The following is a 17,884-nucleotide window of genomic DNA, read 5'->3' as shown; positions in this document are numbered from 1 at the left end:
TCGACTTGCAGGCAGCTATCAATCGCTTCGTCATCGAACACAACGCCGAACCGAAACCCTTCACATGGACTGCCGATCCCGACAAAATTATCCAAGCCGTCAGACGCGGGCACCAAGTGTTAGAATCCATCCACTAGTTGGTTAGTCGCTAACTTTGGATTTGCCTGATTGACCTCTGTTTTCCAATCCAAAATTATTTTGTCTTCCTCCTCGGCCGTCAGAATTTTATCGAAAACCTTCAGATAGCCCTTCGCGGACGGTCCCCTTCCCGGGACAGGCGATATATTCATAAAACCGAAGTTCACAAAAGGACGTTTGCTCTCTGGTGTGGTAGCAGAATATTTCAATAAGACCGTAACCATTTGGACATGGCCAACAGTAGTCGCTGGAGTGACCGTTTGAACTCTGTTTCTAAGATCGTCTATTTGAGTTTTTTGATATTCAATTGTCTTTTCCAGAACCACGGCTCTTTCTTCGAAGAATGAGCCAGCGGCTCTCCACGTCAGGCCAAATGGTCGCCGCAACGATAGCTAACGCGGCTAGCCCGAACGTGCCCTTAGCCTCTCGTATCACCTTACCCTCCCGGGTAAGGTAATTCCGAGCCAACCTATAATACTGCACGAGTTCCGGAACGTCCGGTTCTGGCGCTGGTGGAGTCTGTTCTGCCATGGCTTGAATCCCCTCCGGCATCCTAGCCTAGGGGCGGCAACCTGAGAATGTATTGGAGTTCGCTTTCCCGCGGTCATTTTCGGACCCCGGTGGCGTTTGCGCCATAATACCGCGCGGCCCGATATTGTCGGAGCGGATCAGGCGCAGCCAGTCGAGGCGCTAGGCGTCGGTGAGGCGTGTTGTGGCTGAAGTCGTGGTGTCCATGCGTTCCCTATAGAGTGAGCATGGATCAACCAGGGCGAGTGGGGAAGGGGGGATGAACGTCAGGAGACCTTTCCGCGTCATGCCCGGCCTTGTGCCGGGCATCCATGTCTTTGCTGCGTCGATCGGGGAGATAAAGACATGGATGGCCGGGACGAGCCGGCCATGACGCCAAAAGCTGTCCTGGATGAACACAAGCTCCGTTCAGTGAGCAGCCGATATCGAGGCAGGCGGACCGAAGTCCCTTACTTCTGTCCGATCTTGCCCTCGGTCCCGGCCCGCAGCCGACTGATATTGGCGCGATGCATGTAGAACAACAGCACCGTCAGTACGCCAAACAGCGAGGCCAGCGCGGGTTGGCCGAACCACCACAGCAAAATCGGCGTCACCAGGCTTGCAACGAGAGCGGAAAGCGATGAGTAGCGCGTGGCGACCGCAGTCGCGAGCCATATAACGCAAAACACCACGGCTGCGGGCCAGAACAGACCGATCAGCACGCCGATATAAACCGCGACACCCTTGCCGCCCTTAAAACCAAGCCAAACCGGGAAGAGATGGCCGAGAAAAGCGCCGAGTGCGGCCAGCATCGCGGCGTTCGGGCCGCCCCGGGAGCTGGCGATAATAACGGCAGCGGTGCCTTTGAGCATGTCGAGCAGCAGGGTCGCCGCAGCCACTCCCTTGCGACCGGTGCGCAGCACGTTGGTGGCGCCGATATTGCCAGATCCGATCGAACGCAAATCCTGCGTGCCGGCGAGCCTTGTCAGGATCAAACCGAAGGGAATCGAGCCGAGCAGATAACCGAGGACGAACGCCACCGGCAGCCATGCACTAGCCGACATTTCCGCGCCTCCTTCGCCCACGAATTTCGCGCGCATGAAAGTTTTTTTTGAACCGTTCTGACGGCGCGATCCGATAAAAACCTGGTTCGAAAATGCTCTGGTGTCCCGGTTCTGACATTGGTGCGCGAACGTCAAATCCGCTCCGCCATACTAGACATGCTCATAGACGGTTCGCCCGCCGGCGATGGTGCGCACGACCCGGCCTGAGAAGCGGGCCTCGTCGAACGGCGTGTTCTTGCATTGCGACTTGAGATCGTCGGGGTCGAGCACCCAGGGCGTGTCGGTATCGATCACGATGACGTCGGCAGGCGCCCCCGGACGAAGTGTTCCGCCCGGCAGACCCAGCAATTGCGCAGGCCGCGTCGACATCGCGCGGATCAGCGTCTTGAAATCGGTCTGGCCGTTGTGGATCAGCCGAAGCGCGGCGGGCAGCATGGTCTCGAGCCCTATCGCCCCGGAGGCGGCTTCGGCAAAGGGCAGCCGTTTGACCTCGACGTCCTGCGGATTGTGATCCGACATGATCACGTCGATCAAACCGGAGGCGACGGCTTCTACCAATGCAAGACGATCCTCCTCGCTGCGCAACGGCGGGGACAGTTTCAGAAAAGTCCGGTACGGACCGATATCGTTTTCGTTAAGCGTCACATGGTTGATCGAGACCGAGGCCGACACCTCCAGACCCGCTTCCCGCGCGCGCCTGAGGATCTGCAGCGACTCGTTGCAGCTCAGCGATGCCGCATGATAGCGGCCGCCGGTCAGCGCGACGAGCCGCATGTCGCGCTCCAGCATCACGGCTTCGGCCGCGTCGGGAATACCCATGAGCCCCAGTCTTGCGGCGAATTCGCCCTCGTTCATGACGCCTTCGCCGACCAGATGCGGGTCTTCGGTATGGTGGACGATCAGCGCATCGAAATCGCGCGCATAAGTCAGCGCGCGCCGCATCACCTGCGCGTTGGTGACGCTCTGGTCGCCGTCGGTGAAGGCGACCGCGCCTGCGGCTTTCAACAAGCCGAACTCCGTCATCTCTTCGCCGCGCAGGCCCTTGGTGAGCGCCGCCATCGGATGAATGTTGACGATCGCGGTATCGCGGGCGCGCCGCAGGACGAAATCGACCGTGGCCGAATTGTCGATCACTGGCGAAGTGGAGGGCTGGCAGATGATGGTAGTGATGCCGCCGGTGGCTGCCGCCTGGCTTGCGGAGGCAAACGTCTCGCGGTGGCTGGCGCCCGGCTCGCCGACGAAGGCACGCATGTCGATCAGGCCGGGGGCAACGATCTTGCCGACACAATTGATGACGTCGGTGCCTTCGGGGACGCCGGCCGCGCCGATGCCGCGTTTCAAGTCGCGTATGACACCGTCGGCGATCAGCACATCGCCGGGACCGTCGAAATCGCGCGAGGGGTCCACCACGCGGGCGTTGGCGAGCAGGATCGGGCGGCGGTCGGTCAGCATATCGGGCAAGTTCCTGGCGTCATGGTTCTCCCGGCGATGCCTAGCATCGTCCGCAGACGCGCCGTTTTCGTTTGCACCATTCGCAACAGCCTCGCGAAGCTCGGCCTGCTCGGGTGCCTGCTCCTCACCATGAGGGTTGAGCCCATGACCTCGTCCCGAGGAGCCGCCAACGGGTCCGCGCCAAGCGCGGCTCGATGACAAGTTCCGCGGCGTCTCGAAGGATGAGGCCACATCAACATCGTAATCACGCGTTTGGCAGGTTGCGGGCGAGCGCTTCGAGCACCGCCATCCGCACCGCCACTCCCATTTCCACCTGTTCGCGGATCAAGGATTGCGCGCCATCGGCCACGATGGAGTCGATTTCGACACCACGATTCATCGGCCCCGGATGCATCACCAGCGCATCCGACTTGGCGTAGGCGAGCTTCTTCTGGTCGAGGCCGAAGTAATGGAAGTACTCCTGGCTCGAGGGTACGAATGAGCCGTTCATGCGCTCACGCTGCAGCCGCAGCATCATCACGATATCGGCGCCATCGAGGCCCTCGCGCATGTCGCGGGCGACCTCGACGCCCATCCGCTCGATGCCGCGCGGCAGAAGCGTGGAGGGTGCCACCACCCGGACCCGCGCGCCCATGGTGTTGAGCAGCAGGATATTGGAACGCGCCACGCGTGAATGCATGACGTCGCCGCAGATCGCGATCACAAGCCCTTCGAGCCGGCCCTTGTTGCGGCGGATGGTGAGCGCATCGAGCAGCGCCTGCGTCGGGTGCTCATGGGCGCCGTCGCCGGCATTGATGACGGAGCCGTCGACCTTGCGCGCCAAAAGCTCCACCGCGCCGGAGGCATGGTGCCGGACCACCAGAATGTCCGGGTGCATCGCGTTCAACGTGGCCGCCGTGTCGATCAGCGTCTCGCCCTTGCGCATCGACGAGGACGCCACCGACATGTTCATGACATCGGCGCCCAGCCGCTTGCCCGCGATCTCGAACGAGGATTGGGTACGGGTCGAAGCCTCGAAAAACAGGTTGATCTGGGTTCGTCCGCGCAAGGAGGTGCGCTTCTTGTCGACCTGGCGGTTGAGCTCGACATATTCCTCGGAAAGATCGAGCAGGCCGGTAATATCGGCAGCGCCAAGGCCCTCGATTCCCAGCAGATGCCGGTGACCGAGGACGAAAGTCGATTTCGATGCGAAGGTCATTAAAACCAGAGCTATAGGCAGAGAAACAACGGGGGGCAAGCGGGAAGAAGGGCCTTGCGAGTTATCCCCGGGTCTGTCGGAACCAGTGCCGTGGAAAAGCGGGCACCAGGGTAAACGGACCTGCCGCAAAGTCGCCGCCATTTGATACGACCGACTTGCCATGCGTATTTTGAAAAGGCTTGCCCCGCTGCTGCTGACGGCGATCGGGCTTTCAGACCCGGTCTGCGCGGAGACTTTGCCCGGCGGCTTTGTTCGTCTTGCCGATATCGATCCGACCATCCGCCAGGACATCCGTTACGCCGGAGTGAACAATTTCATCGGCCGGCCGCTTGCCGGCTACGGCGGTGCCGAATGCATCGTCAAACGCGATGTCGGTCTGGCGCTCAAGCGTGTCCAGGAGGAACTCGCGCGCCAACACCTTTCACTGAAGATGCTGGATTGCTACCGGCCGGTGCGCGCGGTGCATGACATGGTGGTATGGTCGCAGAACGGGCACGAGACGCCAGCCGAGCGGCGTTATAACCCGGCCTTCTCCAAGAAGGATCTGTTTCGGCTTGGCTACATCGCCACGCACTCCCTGCATTCCACCGGCTCCGCCGTCGACCTTACCCTTGTCGACCTGAATGCCGACAACTCCCGAACCTTCGATCCCAACAAGGCCTACGCCGATTGTACCGCGCCTGAGGCCGCCCGCGCACCGGAGGGCAGCGTCGATATGGGCACCGGCTATGATTGTTGCGATCGGAAGGCGCATACCGCCGCAAGGTTGATCACGGAAAGCCAGCGACTGTGGCGAATGACGCTGGTGAACGCGATGGCGAAGCAAGGTTTTGTCAATTATGCCAAGGAGTGGTGGCATTTTTCGCTGCCGGGCGCGGGCGGTCCCGCGTATGATTTCGAGATCAAGCCGCCTCGGTGAGCCCGATTGCGGGCCGTTCACCTTCCTTCGACCGTGAGGGCTGCCATGACCTCAGTCTCATTTGCGACCCATGAGGTGCTCAACCAATCGCCGCCCTTCGTCGACGTCGATCTGTTTGCGCTCGACCGTCCGCTCGCCGACGCCGTTGCCGTCAATGGCGGGGTTTTGGCAAAGCAGGAACTGATGGAATTCGGACAGCACTGGGGATCGGCCGCCATGGCCGAACGCGGGCGGCTTGCCAACGAGAACACGCCAAAGCTGCGCACCTTCGATTCAAAAGGCAACCGGCGTGACGAAGTCGAGTTTCATCCCGCCTATCACGAATTGATGGCGCGCAGCGCCCATGCTGGCCTGCACAATTCGACCTGGACCGCCGACGGCCGACCCTCCGGTGCACCGTCGGAGGTCGTACGCGCCGCCAAGTTCTACATGGCTGCCCAGGTCGAGACCGGGCATTTGTGCCCCATCACCATGACGCGCGCCTCGGTCGCGGCCCTTGCCGCCCAGCCGGACCTGTTGGCAAAGACGATGCCGGTGATTGGCAGTCGCGCCTACGATCCGACCTTTGCGCCATGGCCGACCAAGCGCGGCATGACGCTCGGCATGGGCATGACCGAGAAGCAGGGCGGCACCGACGTGCGCTCCAACATGACGCGTGCGACACGCGACGGCGATGCCTATCGCATCACCGGCCACAAATGGTTCATGTCGGCGCCGATGTGCGACGCGTTCCTGGTGCTGGCGCAGGCCGACGAGGGGCTGAGCTGTTTCTTCATGCCGCGTTTTTTGCCGGACGGAACGGTGAACGCGATCGAGTTCCAGCGGCTGAAGGAAAAGCTCGGCAACCGCTCCAATGCCTCTTCCGAAGTCGAATTTCTGGGGGCGTGGGCAACGCGCGTCGGCGAAGAAGGCAAGGGCATACGCACCATCATCCAGATGGTGCAGTTGACGCGTCAGGATTGCGCGATTGCCTCCGCCGGCCTGATGCGGTCGGGCCTGGCGCATGCGCTGTTTCATGCAAGGCATCGCAGCGTTTTCCAGAAACATCTCGCCGACCAACCGCTGATGCAAGCGGTTCTTTCCGACATGGCGCTGCATGTCGAGGCTTCGATTGCGCTCGTGATGCGGCTATGCCGCTCCTTCGATCGCGCGCCGCTGGATCAAGGCGAGGCGGCCTATATGCGGCTTCTGACGCCGGCGATCAAATACTGGGTTTGCAAGAGCGCACCCGGATTTCTCTACGAGGCCATGGAGTGCCTGGGCGGCAATGGCTATGTGGAAGAGGGCATTCTGGCGCGGCACTACCGGGAATCGCCCGTCAACGCGATCTGGGAAGGCTCCGGCAACGTGATGTGCCTTGACGTGCTGCGCGCCTTGTCGCGAGAGCCTGAGGCAGCCGCTTCCATCCTTGCGGACCTCGCCCGGGGAACCGCTGGCCTTCCCCACGCGGCCGAGGCGGCGGCCTTTATCAGCACGGCGTTCCGCCAGTCCGATTCCGAGCGCACTGCGCGGCTCGCGGTCGAGAAGCTGGCGCTGCTGGCGGCTGCGGCAGCGCTCAATGAGGTGTCGCCGTCTCAGGCCGAATTGTTCGCACCCACCCGCCTTGCCGGGAGCCACGCGAGCATGTATGGCGCCGTCGATCTTGGACGTGACGACACAGCGCGGTTGCTGGACCGCGCCTTACCCGCATGAAGGTCATCTGATGGATTCACTCGATCCCGAAAGCCCCGCGGCGTTCGCCTCCCACGCTTGGGTCCGACGCCCGCCTCGCATCTGGAAGTTCTGGGGCACCGCGCTCTGGGGCCTGGTCGTCTTCGGCGCGATGTTTGCGGGCCAGATGGCGGTCGTCGCCTGGTTCGTGCTGCGCCAGGAAGGACCTGCCGATATCGCCGCCGCGGTCCATGTGCTCGGCGGGGGTTTGACGATTTCGCTCTCGGTAATCACGGGGCTGCCGGCCGTGCTCGGCGCGCTGTGGATTGCCATACGCCTTTCCGGCACGCCCTTCGCCGACTATCTCGCCTTGCGCTGGGCCTCCTGGAAAAACATCGCGGTCGGCATCGGTTCGCTCGCGTTGCTGGTGCTGGGGTGGGAGTTGCTGTCGCGCGCCGTGGGGCGGGAATCGACGCCTGAGTTCATGATGGACGTCTTGAAATCGGCGCGCGCGGACGGCGCGTTGTGGCTTCTGGTCATCGCCTTCTGCGTCGCTGCGCCGGTTTCGGAGGAGTTTTTTTCGCGGGGCTTTCTGTACCGCGGCTGGTCGGAAACGTTTCTGGGGCGCTGGGGTGCCATCGTGCTGTCATCGGCGGTCTGGACGGCCCTTCATCTGCAGTATGACTGGTTCTTCTTCGGCGAAGTATTTTCGATCGGTCTCCTGCTCGGCTATCTCCGCTCCCGTTATCAATCGACCTGGCTCACGGTGATCGTACACGGCCTCAACAATCTCGCCGCTGTGGTGCAGACGCTCGTACTTGTCGCCTCTAACTGAGGCCTTCCCGATTCCGAAGTTCGCAAACGAGTATGCCGCGCAATGATACGAACTTCGGAATCGGGACACTAGAACCTAATATTCACTGGCGGTCCTTTGATTCTAACATTCGCTAAAGTGGCTGCTGAAACGGGAAGCGAATGTTAGAATCGGACCGCCAGCCGATCGAGCGCTCCCTGCAAGATGAAGATCGCCGCATGTTCGTCGATCACTTCCGCGCGCCGGGCGCGGCTCATGTCCATGCCGATCAGTTCGCGCTCGACAGCAGCAGTGGAGAGCCGCTCGTCCCAAAGGCCGATCGCAAATTCGGTCAGTTTGGAAAAATTGCGCGCAAAGGCACGCGTCGATTGGGCGCGCGGTCCCTCGCTGCCATCCATGTTGATGGGAAGACCGAGCACGAAGCCGACGGCGGCGCGCTCAGCGGCGATGGCGACGAGGCGCGCCGCGTCGGCCTTGAACGCCTGGCGTTGGATGGTCTCAACCCCTGTTGCCAGCCGGCGGTCGGGATCGGAAACCGCCACCCCGATGGTCTTGGTGCCGAGATCGAGCCCGATCAGGGCGCCGCGTTCCGGCCAGTGTGCGGCAGCATCGATCAGCGGTAGAATGGGGGCGGCCATGAGCCTCGCATAACATGCAAGTTGCAATCCGCGCAAAGCGGGAATTGGTGCGTGAGCGGCATGGCTCAGGTTCTTCGCAAACGCATAGCTCGTGCGGAACCGTTGATGCTAAGCTGACAAAGGCAACGACGCCAGCGCCAGCGCGAACTCCCTTTTCTTCAGTGAGCATACGATGTGGCCCGACCGCCGTTTGATCGACCTTTTCAAGACCGAGTTCCCGATTGTGCTTGCGCCGATGGCGGGCGTGATGGATGCGGAGCTCGTGATCGCGGCCGCACAAGGTGGAGCGCTCGGTTCCTTGCCGTGCGCGATGCTCTCGGCGGAGAAAGCGCGCGAGCAGATCAACATCATCCGCCAGCGGGTCTCCGCGCCGGTCAACATGAACTTCTTCTGCCACAAGGCCGTCGCCGCCGATCCCGTGCGCGAGGCCGCCTGGAAGAGGCGGCTCGCGTCTTATTATCAAGAGTACGGCCTGGATCCGGCGGCGCCGATCAATGCCGCCAATCGTGCGCCGTTCGACGCGGTGACATGCGAACTCGTCGAGGAGCTCAAGCCCGAAATCGTCAGCTTCCATTTCGGGCTCCCGGAAGCTGCGCTGCTCGATCGCGTCAGGGCCGCTCGCTGCAAGGTGATGGCGTCGGCAACCACCGTGAAAGAGGCGATCTGGCTCGAGGAGCACGGCGTCGACGCGATCATCGCGCAAGGCGCCGAAGCCGGGGGCCATCGCGGCATGTTCCTGACAGAAAATATCACCGAACAGCCAGGCACCTTCGCTTTGGTGCCGCAAGTGGTTGACGCGGTGAGGGTGCCGGTGGTCGCCGCTGGCGGCATCGCTGATGGGCGGGGCATTGCGGCGGCTTTCGCGCTGGGCGCGGCCGGCGTGCAGATCGGCACCGCCTATCTGCGCTGTCCGGAATCGAAGGTCATTGCACCGGCGCGAACGGCTCTCGCCCAGGCCAGCGACGAATCCACCGTCATTACCAACGTCATGACCGGGCGCCCCGCGCGCGGGGTCGCCAATCGCGTCATGCGCGAAGTCGGCCCCGTTTCGCCCGATGCGCCGGCATTTCCCCATGCGGTCACCGGCCTGGCGCCCCTGAGGGCGGCGGCGGAAAAGGTAGGCAAGGTCGATTTCACCAATCTTTGGGCGGGTCAGGCGGTGCGGCTGGGGCGCGAAATGCCGGCAGCCGAGCTGACCCGCGCGCTTGCCGGGGCAGCGCTGGCCCGTTTGAGCCAATTGGCGGGGTAGTCTTGGTTGCAGCGCAAAACCACCCTCTGCTATACGGCGGCTGAGCTTGTCGCCAAAGGCACCCATGTCCGCAAGGGCCCCTATATAATGTCAGTCGATGCCGCCACCGTTCGCCGTATCGCGCATTTGGCGCGGATTGCGGTCAGGGAAACAGAGGTCCCGCATCTTGAGGGCGAACTGAACGCGATCCTGGCCTTCGTCGAGCAGTTGTCGGAGGTTGATGTCGAGGGCGTTGAACCGATGACCTCGGTGATACCGATGGAAATGAAGAAGCGTGCCGATGTCGTCAACGATGGCGGCATTCCCGATGATATCCTCCGCAATGCGCCACAAACCCAGGATCATTTCTTTCTGGTGCCGAAGGTGGTGGAATAAGATAGCGTTTTCAAGCGAAGTGGACACCGGTTCGCGTCAAGAAAACGCGTCAGACTAACAAGGCGTTTTCGCCTGCGGAAAGCGCCCCAAACAAAAGAGTTGTCGACCGATGTGTCTGCTCTGCGACGATGAAAAAGCCTATCAGGCCTATATGAACTATCTCGACGCCATGGAGCGTCAGGGAAAGGTGGCTGATCCGCAACAGGCGATGGATGCGGTGCTCGATGCGCTCGAAGCGGCCGGCAAGGCCAGCGCTAAAGCATTGGCCGACGATCCGGCCCGCGACAAGACGCTGTCACCCTTCTTCTGCAGCCAAGTGCCGCCCAATTGAAGTTCCTGCACCAATCGCGGCAAATTCTGTCCAGGAACTTCAATTGGAAAAGCGGCACTGGAATCATAAATTTGCCAGTGCCCATTGCTTTCCGAAGTTCGTGAAAGGTGGGTGCTGCAGTGGAACACGAACTTCGGAAAGTGGGCACTGGTTGATAAATGACCGATTTGACATCGCTGACGCTTGCAGAGGCTCGAGATGGTCTCGCAAAAAAATCCTTCACGTCGCTTGAATTGACTGATGCGCACCTAGAGGCGATCGAGGCCGCGCGGGTGCTCAACGCCTTTGTGCTGGAGACACCCGATCGGGCCCGCGCCATGGCGCGCGAGAGCGACGCCAGTATCGCAAAGGGCGAGGGCGGCCCTTTGGCGGGTATTCCGCTTGGCATCAAGGATCTGTTTGCGACCAGGGATGTGCGCACCACCGCGTGCTCGAAAATCCTGGCCAATTTCGTGCCGACCTATGAATCGACGGTGACGTCGCAGCTCTGGCGCGATGGTGCCGTCCTGCTCGGCAAGCTCAATAACGACGAGTTCGCGATGGGCTCGTCGAACGAGACCTCATGTTTTGGTCCCGTCGTCAATCCATGGCGGCGGGAGGGCGGCAACACGAATTTGGTGCCGGGCGGCTCTTCTGGGGGCTCGGCGTCCGCGGTGGCTGCGCTGTTGTGCATGGGCGCGACCGCGACCGACACTGGCGGATCGATCCGCCAACCGGCGGCGTTTACCGCAACCGTCGGCATGAAGCCGACGTACGGGCGTTGCTCGCGCTGGGGCATCGTCGCCTTTGCATCCTCGCTCGATCAGGCCGGCCCGATCGGCCGCACCGTGCGCGATGCCTCGATCCTCATGCGCTCGATGGCTGGCCATGACCCGAAGGACACGACCTCGGTCGATCGTCCGGTGCCCGACTACGAGGCGGCGATCGGAAAGTCCGTGAAGGGGATGAAGATTGGAATCCCGAAGGAGTATCGGCTCGACGGCATGCCACCCGAGATCGAAAAGCTGTGGAGCGAGGGCGCGGGGTGGCTGAAGGCGGCCGGAGCCGAACTGGTCGAGGTGTCGCTGCCGCACACCAAATACGCCCTTCCGGCCTATTACATCGTCGCGCCCGCGGAAGCATCCTCCAATCTCGCGCGTTACGATGGTGTTCGCTACGGCCTGCGGGAGGGTGGCCGCAGCATCATCGATATGTACGAGAACACCCGTGCGGAAGGTTTTGGCGCGGAAGTCCGCCGCCGCGTCCTGATCGGCACCTACGTGCTCTCGGCCGGCTATTATGACGCCTATTACCTGCGCGCACAGAAGGTACGCACCCTGATCAAGAGAGATTTCGAAAATTGCTTCGCCAGGGGCGTGAACGCGATCCTTACCCCTGCAACGCCATCAGCGGCATTCGGCGTTGGCGAAAAGGGCGCCGACCCCGTGGAAATGTATCTCAACGACATCTTCACCGTGACGGTGAACATGGCTGGACTTCCCGCAATCGCCATTCCCGCGGGCACGGATGCGCAAGGCTTGCCGCTCGGCCTGCAACTGATCGGCCGTCCCTTCGATGAAGAAACGTTGTTCTCGCTCGGCGAGGTGATCGAGCAGGCGGCAGGACGATTTACGCCCGTGAGGTGGTGGTGAACGCCGCCCAATTCAAAGCGAGCGTCTCTGCTGCCGCACCCCCGCCGCAGCTCAACGCGCCGCTCGCCGCGCTGTGGTGGGCCGCCAAGGGCAGCTGGGACCAGGCACACAAGATCGTGCAGGACGAAGAATCATCGGAAGCCGCCTGGGTGCATGCCTATCTGCACCGCATCGAAGGCGATCTCGGCAATGCCACCTACTGGTATCGAAGGGCGGGCAAGTCGGTGGCGAACGGCTCTCTCGAAGCCGAATGGGAGGCCATTGCATCCACGCTGCTCGGGAGCGGAAGAGCATGAGTGCGAAGAACTCAAAACTGATCAAGGGCACATCCGGCGACTGGGAGGTCGTAATCGGGATGGAGGTGCACGCCCAGGTCACCTCGAACGCAAAGCTCTTTTCAGGCGCCTCGACCGAATTCGGCGGCGAACCCAATTCACATGTTTCGCTGGTCGATGCGGCAATGCCCGGCATGTTGCCGGTCATCAACGAGGAATGCGTCAAGCAGGCGGTGCGCACCGGTCTCGGGCTGAACGCGAAGATCAATCTGCGCTCGGTGTTCGACCGCAAGAACTATTTCTATCCCGATCTGCCGCAGGGCTACCAGATCAGCCAGTACAAGTCGCCGATCGTCGGCGAAGGCGAGGTGGCGGTTGAAGTCCCAGGCGGCGAAAGCGCCACCATCGGGATAGAGCGGCTGCATCTGGAACAGGATGCCGGCAAGTCGTTGCACGACCAGAACCCGACCATGTCCTTGGTCGATCTCAATCGCTCCGGCGTTGCGCTGATGGAGATTGTCTCAAAACCGGACATTCGTTCATCCGAGCAGGCGAAGGCCTATGTCGCCAAGTTGCGTTCGATCCTGCGCTATCTCGGCACCTGCGACGGTGACATGGAGAAGGGTAATTTGCGCGCCGACGTCAACGTCTCCGTGCGCAAGCCGGGCGAGGCACTTGGTACCCGTTGTGAGATCAAGAACATGAATTCGATCGCCTTCATCGGCGAGGCCATCGAATACGAGGCGCGGCGCCAGATCGGCATTCTCGAAGATGGCGGGATCATCGACCAGGAAACCCGTCTGTTCGACCCCGACAGGGGCGAAACGCGGTCGATGCGCTCCAAGGAAGAGGCGCACGACTACCGCTATTTCCCGGATCCCGATTTGCTGCCGCTCGAATTCAGCGAGGCCTATGTCGCTGAGCTGAAAGCGAGCCTTCCCGAACTGCCGGACCAGAAAAAAGCGCGCTTCATTGCTGAATTCGGACTTTCACCCTATGATGCGAACGTTCTGGTGGCCGAACGCGAGAGCGCCGCTTTCTTCGAGAGCGCGCTTGCCAGCCTCGCCGACAAGGCCCGCGACGGCAAGTTTGCTGCCAACTGGGTGATCAACGAGCTGTTCGGGCGGCTCAACAAGGAAGGACACGACATCACCGCCTCTCCGGTGTCGGCGTTGCAGCTGGCCGCGATCGTGGATCTGATCGGCGAGGGCACCATCTCCGGCAAGATCGCCAAGGATCTGTTCGAGATCATATGGCAGGAGGGTGGTGACCCGCGCGCGGTGGTCGAGGCGCGTGGCATGAAGCAGGTAACCGACCTTTCGGCGATCGAAAAGGTCGTCGACGACATCATCGCCGCCAATCCCGACAAGGTCACGCAGGCGAAAGCCAAGCCGCAAGCTCTTGGCTGGTTCGTCGGTCAGGTGATGAAGTCATCCGGCGGCAAGGCCAATCCCCAGGCCGTGAACGATCTGTTGAAGTCCAAGCTCGGCATCTGAGGTTCGCTTCGACGCGAGTTGCTCAGCCGCTGTTGGGAGCGAGGAAGCTGCGTTAACCATTCGCCATGGCGGCAAAGTGAGCGCGCGCTGAACGGCGTGGAGGCGAATCGGCCGGCATCGATTCGAACCAAAATCCGGATTTGGCGAGCGCCGATCAGCAGTTAAGCCGCTGAGCGCAAAAATTTTTTTATTGCCAAAAATCGCGACTCAGAGTCCGCGCACAGCCCATTCGCGTGGTTTCGACGACCCGCACTGACTTCAGCGCACGATCGTTGATCGATGCATCATTTGCGAAAACCACTGCGTCACAGCCGCTTCTTGCAATATCGGCAATCGCCTCTCGCGATCTCGCGCGCGTTGACGGTTTCGCTATCCGAAAAATTTCTCGTGCCATTCGCAAAGAAGCGGCGTATGCTCCCATGCTCTCGCGTAAACACTTCCTTAAGCGGGACGCTGTTTTTTTTTGAGTGTTGGTGTATTCGGGAAGTAGTGCATCTCGATTCCCGAGTGCACGCAGCGATTAAGCCATCTCATAGGAGGGCAACATGGCGAAGAAAGCTAAGAAGAAAGCGAAGAGCGCAGTGAAGAAGACTGCGAAGAAGACCCGCAGGGTCGCCAAGAAGAAGAAGTAACTCTCGTTTGAAGAAAATGCCGGCGGTCTGATGCCGGCACGTCACACGAGCCCTTCCGGACGGTTTGCTTCTCTCAAAGGCAGATTTTGAAAGAGCGGCTCTTGTCGACGAAGAGGGTGTCGGCGAGACATCAGGTCAACGGCCGGATCGTAGTTTCGAAAAGGGCTTTCTGTTCGAAAACCGGTCCGGCAGAAGAAACAGGTTTTCTTCGTTCGGTGCGGATCTTGCAGGTCCGCAATTTCAGTGGGCTCAAGGGCCGCCTCGCTTCAAGCCTCCCGGCTTCAAGCCTGCGGCTTCCGGGGACCCGGTTGAAATCTGATCCTGACGTGTTCGCCGACGCCCTCGTTCCAGTCCGGCGCCGCTAGTGTAGCGGCTCGGAAGTCTGCATCAGTTTCCCCCAATCACTGTCTGATCATCCGACGATTCCCGCGAGGACTTCAGCGCTAGTGTCCTGATTCCGAAGTTCGTATCATTTTGCGGCGGCCCCGTTTACGAACTTCGGAATCGAAAGGACACTAGCAAATCTATGATTCTAGTGTGGCTTCTGGTTCAGAAGTCCGCATGACGAACTCACGGCAATAATGATGCGGACTTCTGAACCGCCACACCAGGTCCGCCGCGGCCCACGTTGCCGCAATGGTTATTCTTTGCCGAAGCGGGACGGTAAACCGATTTTCCTGGATGCACGAAAGCTCCAATAAAACGGCCTTTTCCTGATTCCAGGCGAATTCGCCCCGGTCCGTCGTTTACGATGGATTCATCGCGATCCTTAAACTGTCCTTCAAATCCGATCGGTCAGGATCGCCCTCGCGCGATCGGACGTAAAACCAGATGCACCATCTGCCGATCGCGCGCCGGAAATGACGGAACGCTCCTGCACGGGGCGGCCAACAAAACAAGAGGGGATGGCAGATGTTTCAGGGGATTTTCGATTTCGATAGCGCGACGGCGGTGAACGCGACCGCGGTTCCGGACGTGCTGTTCGAACGCGGGCTTTACTGGGCGAGCGGGCGTTCCGGTGTTGTCAACCTTGTCGCCGCGCACAAGTGGTTCAATCTCGCCGCCCTGAAGGGCCGCGCCGATGCTATTCAGATGCGTCGGGAGGTCGCCGAGCTGATGTCTGGGGAAGAAATCGCGGTTGCCCAGCGCGAAGCGCGCGACTGGATGATGGCGCACTGATCAGTAGAGCATGATCCGGACCCGTAGGGCCGCGTTAGCGCAAATTTCCGAAAAGATCATGCTCGAACAAAGAAATTCATGCTCGAACAAAGAGATGAGATCATGATGCGATTCCACTCAATCGCATCATGATCTAGCGTGCGTTCTTTCGACGCAGGCAAGGGCGCAATCATCAGGTTTGAAGGAACAACGTCTCGGTGCGCTGAACAAGGGCGCCGGACAGCGGATCGTTTCGCGCACTCGCGCGTTCTTGATGTGGGGCAGATGTATGAGAGGGAGCCTTGCCCCATGCTTCCCAGGCAATTTTGGTTTGCGTTTCCCGTCGTGGCCGCTGTTAGCAGCGCCTTCCTGATCGCCGGAAGCATCGACGCCGCCGCACAACACCCGGGACGACCCGCCGCACCCGCCGCGCGACCTGCGGCGCCCGCTCCGGTGGCCCGACCCGCGCCTGCGCCACACGTGAGCGCGCCTGCAATCGCGCGGCCGTCGGCGCCGGCATTCCATCCCGCTCCCGCGATGCAACATCCTGCGATGGCTCCGCGGCCGACGCCGCATGTTGCCGCTCCGTCGCGCCAGGCGCCGACACGCTTTGCAGCCCCGAGCCCCAATCGACACCAGGCGACAGCGCCGCGGGCTCCCTCCGTCACCTCGCGCTCAACGTCGCACATCTCGACCGCGCGAACCCCACCTGCCCGGCCAGCGAGCGCGGCCTTGTCACGCCAGGAGCGGACCGTGCAGCGCGCGCAAGCACGTGAACAGCAAGCGCAGCAGCAGCGAAAAACCGCACAAGAGCGGCAGCAGCTGACGCAACAGCGGCAGCGAGACACCCTGTCGCGGCAGAGCGCTGAGCGCCAGACCCGTATTGATCGGCTGCAGCAGCATGTGCAGCAACTGCAGGCTCAGCAGGGGCCGGGGCGTGGCGCCCAGCGCGAGCTGCAGACCCAGCAGCGGCTTCTTGAACGCGAACGATCGGCGCAGCAGCGTGATCTGGCGCAACAACAGAAGTTGGGTGCAGCGCCAGTCGCCCAGCGAACCGCTGCCGCCACTCAGGCTGCCGCGCGTGGACGATTTGCCGCACGATTCCACAACAATGCGGATCCGCGCGCTCAGGTCGCGCTCGCCGCCCGCCTGAACGGCTGGGCGCCACGCAACGCCTGGCGGCACCGCGTGCGCGCCGCTTTCATACCCTGGCTCGGTCCGGTGTTCTGGCCCTATGCATATGCCGATATCTTCGATTACACGTTCTGGCCGAGCGCCTACGATGACGCCTATTGGGCCTACGCCTATGACGACTTCGTCGATACTCTGTTCTGGGATGTGGGCAATCCCTATTCCGCCTACGCCAGCATCGCGCCCGAGGGCACTCTCGAAAACGGCAGCGCGATGGTGGGATCATCGCGATTACGCGAGCGTTCGGGCCTGAGCCCGCAGGCGCTGCGACAGTTGTGCAGCAATCCGGAAAAGGGCGTCACCGCATGGCCGTTCGCCGATATCACGCGGGTGGTGCGACCAACGGGAGAGCAGCGCGACCTGCTCGATCAGCTGAAGCGCGCGGCAGCGCAGGCGGCCGAGACGCTCAAGAATTCCTGCAGCGACAATTATGCATTGACGCCGCCCGGTCGATTGCAGGCCATGATCAACCGCATCAGCGCCACGCTGGAGGCGGTGCGGATCGTCCGGCCGCCGCTCGAGGCGTTCTACGATTCGCTCAGCGACGAACAGCAGGCTCGCTTCAATTCGCTCGGCCCGCAGCTTCCCTCCTCGCCGGAAGATCAATCGCAGCAGGAGGCGAATGCAAATCGGGAGGGTTGTGGCGCACCCAAGGCGAGCCTGACGCAGTTGCCGATCGAACGGATCACCGCCGTGCTGCATCCGACTGGCGCTCAAAAAGATGCGCTTGATCGTCTGAGCGCCGCGACCGAGAAATCGGTGCGCGTGCTGCAGAAGGCGTGTCCGTACGAGGTGCCGCTTACCCCGGTCGGACGCCTGCAGGCGATGGAGAAGCGACTTTCCGCCATGCTGGAAGCCGCCAACCTGGTTCAGCCGCCGCTCAACGATTTCTACGCGAGCCTGAGCAGCGAGCAGAAGGCGCGTTTCAATACGCTGCAGCAGGTCGCGGGTCAGTGATTACGCCATTGCGCGACAATTTCCGCGCCTACGCGCTGTCCGGCGCCGGCCAAAGCGATCGCTGAAATGAGCGCGCCCGGACATGGGTGACATTTCGTATCAGCCCCTCGACAACCCGTTCGGCGCGAGGTTGTCACCCATGTCTTAGGTACGTTCTGTCACCCATGTCTCCGGGCTGGACACCTCAGACTTGGCGGAGCCGGAGTCCG

17 protein-coding genes and 2 pseudogenes are annotated in these 17,884 nt (G+C 61.6%); 12 read left to right on the top strand and 7 right to left on the bottom strand.

From position 1 onward, the window contains the following. Positions 1–137, top strand: a pseudogene (locus VNX23_RS23800) (IS630 family transposase); the annotation flags it as partial. Here the strand turns inward: VNX23_RS23800 and VNX23_RS23795 are convergent. From VNX23_RS23795 to VNX23_RS23775, 5 genes and pseudogenes are all read right to left on the bottom strand, one after another. Beyond that, positions 120–464 carry a hypothetical protein gene (locus VNX23_RS23795; protein ID WP_325634020.1) on the bottom strand — a complete coding sequence of 115 codons (345 nt, stop codon included), beginning with the start codon at positions 462–464 and terminating at the stop codon, positions 120–122. The pseudogene VNX23_RS23800 and the gene VNX23_RS23795 overlap by 18 nt on opposite strands. A gap of 232 nt (positions 465–696) precedes the next feature. Then, positions 697–828 (bottom strand): annotated as a pseudogene (locus VNX23_RS23790) (hypothetical protein); the annotation flags it as partial. Between the two features lie 287 nt (positions 829–1,115). Continuing rightward, entirely contained in the window at positions 1,116–1,709 is a 594-nt protein-coding gene (plsY, locus tag VNX23_RS23785; protein WP_325634019.1) for a glycerol-3-phosphate 1-O-acyltransferase PlsY, read from the bottom strand. A 150-nt stretch (positions 1,710–1,859) separates the two neighbouring features. Continuing rightward, entirely contained in the window at positions 1,860–3,161 is a 1,302-nt protein-coding gene (locus VNX23_RS23780; RefSeq protein WP_325634018.1) for a dihydroorotase, read from the bottom strand. A gap of 244 nt (positions 3,162–3,405) precedes the next feature. Further along, positions 3,406–4,359 carry an aspartate carbamoyltransferase catalytic subunit gene (locus tag VNX23_RS23775; protein ID WP_325634017.1) on the bottom strand — a complete coding sequence of 318 codons (954 nt, stop codon included), beginning with the start codon at positions 4,357–4,359 and terminating at the stop codon, positions 3,406–3,408. Positions 4,360–4,519: 160 nt separating this feature from the next. Between VNX23_RS23775 and VNX23_RS23770 the strand changes: the two genes are divergently transcribed. From VNX23_RS23770 to VNX23_RS23760, 3 genes are read left to right on the top strand one after another with little or no spacing between them, the layout of a single operon-like run. Further along, entirely contained in the window at positions 4,520–5,278 is a 759-nt protein-coding gene (locus VNX23_RS23770) for a M15 family metallopeptidase (RefSeq protein WP_325634016.1), read from the top strand. Between the two features lie 45 nt (positions 5,279–5,323). After that, on the top strand, positions 5,324–6,970 hold the full coding sequence (locus VNX23_RS23765; protein WP_325634015.1) for an acyl-CoA dehydrogenase family protein: 1,647 nt from the start codon (positions 5,324–5,326) through the stop codon (positions 6,968–6,970). Between the two features lie 10 nt (positions 6,971–6,980). Continuing rightward, positions 6,981–7,763 (top strand): type II CAAX endopeptidase family protein, encoded by a 783-nt coding sequence (locus tag VNX23_RS23760; RefSeq protein ID WP_325634014.1) that lies wholly within the window; start codon positions 6,981–6,983, stop codon positions 7,761–7,763. 143 nt (positions 7,764–7,906) lie between these two features. Here the strand turns inward: VNX23_RS23760 and ruvX are convergent, their stop codons facing one another. Beyond that, on the bottom strand, positions 7,907–8,380 hold the full coding sequence (gene ruvX / locus VNX23_RS23755) for a Holliday junction resolvase RuvX (protein WP_325634013.1): 474 nt from the start codon (positions 8,378–8,380) through the stop codon (positions 7,907–7,909). A gap of 172 nt (positions 8,381–8,552) precedes the next feature. On the opposite strand from ruvX, the gene VNX23_RS23750 reads away from it, so the two are divergent. From VNX23_RS23750 to VNX23_RS23720, 7 genes are all read left to right on the top strand, one after another. Then, positions 8,553–9,629, top strand: a complete 1,077-nt coding sequence (locus VNX23_RS23750) for a nitronate monooxygenase (protein WP_325634012.1) — start codon at positions 8,553–8,555, stop codon at positions 9,627–9,629. Positions 9,630–9,716: 87 nt separating this feature from the next. Further along, positions 9,717–10,004 carry an Asp-tRNA(Asn)/Glu-tRNA(Gln) amidotransferase subunit GatC gene (gene gatC, locus VNX23_RS23745; RefSeq protein ID WP_325634021.1) on the top strand — a complete coding sequence of 96 codons (288 nt, stop codon included), beginning with the start codon at positions 9,717–9,719 and terminating at the stop codon, positions 10,002–10,004. A gap of 109 nt (positions 10,005–10,113) precedes the next feature. Then, on the top strand, positions 10,114–10,335 hold the full coding sequence (locus VNX23_RS23740) for a hypothetical protein (RefSeq protein WP_325634011.1): 222 nt from the start codon (positions 10,114–10,116) through the stop codon (positions 10,333–10,335). Between the two features lie 158 nt (positions 10,336–10,493). Next, the gene (gene gatA / locus VNX23_RS23735; protein WP_325634010.1) at positions 10,494–11,966 is read left to right on the top strand and encodes an Asp-tRNA(Asn)/Glu-tRNA(Gln) amidotransferase subunit GatA; all 1,473 of its coding nucleotides are present in this window, start codon (positions 10,494–10,496) and stop codon (positions 11,964–11,966) included. Beyond that, the gene (locus tag VNX23_RS23730; protein WP_325634009.1) at positions 11,957–12,262 is read left to right on the top strand and encodes a hypothetical protein; all 306 of its coding nucleotides are present in this window, start codon (positions 11,957–11,959) and stop codon (positions 12,260–12,262) included. Before gatA ends, VNX23_RS23730 begins: the two co-directional genes overlap by 10 nt. Next, positions 12,259–13,737 carry an Asp-tRNA(Asn)/Glu-tRNA(Gln) amidotransferase subunit GatB gene (gatB, locus tag VNX23_RS23725; RefSeq protein ID WP_325634008.1) on the top strand — a complete coding sequence of 493 codons (1,479 nt, stop codon included), beginning with the start codon at positions 12,259–12,261 and terminating at the stop codon, positions 13,735–13,737. Before VNX23_RS23730 ends, gatB begins: the two co-directional genes overlap by 4 nt. A 1,544-nt stretch (positions 13,738–15,281) precedes the next feature. Then, positions 15,282–15,548, top strand: coding sequence for a hypothetical protein (locus VNX23_RS23720; RefSeq protein ID WP_325634007.1), 267 nt, complete (start codon positions 15,282–15,284; stop codon positions 15,546–15,548). Positions 15,549–16,262: 714 nt separating this feature from the next. Here VNX23_RS23720 and VNX23_RS23715 read toward each other — a convergent pair. After that, the gene (locus VNX23_RS23715; RefSeq protein WP_325634006.1) at positions 16,263–16,712 is read right to left on the bottom strand and encodes a hypothetical protein; all 450 of its coding nucleotides are present in this window, start codon (positions 16,710–16,712) and stop codon (positions 16,263–16,265) included. A gap of 3 nt (positions 16,713–16,715) precedes the next feature. Between VNX23_RS23715 and VNX23_RS23710 the strand changes: the two genes are divergently transcribed. Continuing rightward, complete coding sequence (locus tag VNX23_RS23710) at positions 16,716–17,675, top strand: Spy/CpxP family protein refolding chaperone (RefSeq protein ID WP_325634005.1); 960 nt, start codon at positions 16,716–16,718, stop codon at positions 17,673–17,675. Positions 17,676–17,884 lie beyond the last annotated feature (209 nt).

Origin of the sequence: Bradyrhizobium sp., assembly GCF_035570375.1 — a bacterium.
Lineage (GTDB): Bacteria > Pseudomonadota > Alphaproteobacteria > Rhizobiales > Xanthobacteraceae > Bradyrhizobium.
Note: the sequence above shows the minus strand (reverse complement) of the source record. Positions and strands in the feature narration are given on the sequence as shown.